General features: G+C 44.3%; 1 pseudogene. It reads right to left on the bottom strand.

Annotation, left to right across the window (positions count from 1 at the left end):
* Window positions 1-1057: pseudogene (locus KH180_RS16725) on the bottom strand (transcriptional regulator); the annotation flags it as partial.

The raw sequence follows: 1057 nt of genomic DNA, 5'->3' as shown, positions 1-1057 counted from the left end.
CATCTGCTTCCACATCAAACCGGACCCCTGGATACTCACTGCTGGTATTATTGAAACGCTCTTTTAAATATTCCGGACACTGCCATGCCGCCACGATACCGGCCGCTTCATAGGCTGCATTGATATAAATGCCCTCCAGCCACATTTTCATGACATCCTCTTTTTCTTCCGATAACATCACATGGCCTTCTTCATCCATAATCATACGCTTATCCAGAATCAGACCTGATTTATCTTTGGGAATAATGGTTGCATTCGGAATACACGGTACCACAAACTCACTGTAATCCTGCTTCATGAGGGGCGTACATTTATCCTTAAAAATCTCAATTCCCTCCGTTGCCACATAGTTGAATGTCGTCTCTTCACCCGTACAGAAGCTGAAAAAAGTGGTGATTTTATACGGAAGCAGTGCATTCATTAAGATTGCCAGGCTTTCCATGGAATTGGTCCCCTGCTTCTCCACCTTCTGGTTCCCAGCAAAACGTATCCTCTGAAGCTTACCGCCAGCACTCTGGTTCAGTTCGACATCCGGGACAATCCCATACCAGATGGTATTCTCAAACTCATTTTTATCATTGGTCGTATTTAAATAGGTCAACAGTCTTGGAAGATTGCTGGATTTAACCAACATTTCCAGGGAAGCATTGGAGATCAGCAGCTTAGGCTGCATACCTTTTTCTTTTACCTGGTACTGGTCAAAGAATGTCTTCACTCCAAGGATTTTCTCAATCAACGGTTTGACCGCCTTCACAAAATCATCCTTGCTCTTCTTGTAAAATTCCAGGTAGTTATTATAATTACTTACTTCCACCTCTGTATCCACAGCACTTTCCATGGTGGAACCAAGCGGGCAGAATGTACGCACTACCAGATCCCTGACATAATCCGATGGAGCTTCGTTTAATTCGTCATAATCCTCTTTGAATGTCTCTTTCAGGCTTGTATTGATATGGTCATCCACCACGGCCAGCTGGGTACTTTCCTCCTGTTTCATCTCAAGAATCTTCAGTTCCCCATCATCACCCATGCTGAGAAGCCCGGCCTTAAAGTCCTG

The organism is Anaerostipes sp., from assembly GCF_018381315.1.
Classification (GTDB): domain Bacteria; phylum Bacillota; class Clostridia; order Lachnospirales; family Lachnospiraceae; genus Anaerostipes.
The sequence above is the reverse complement of the archived record's forward strand: the minus strand, read 5'-3'. Positions and strand labels throughout refer to the sequence as shown.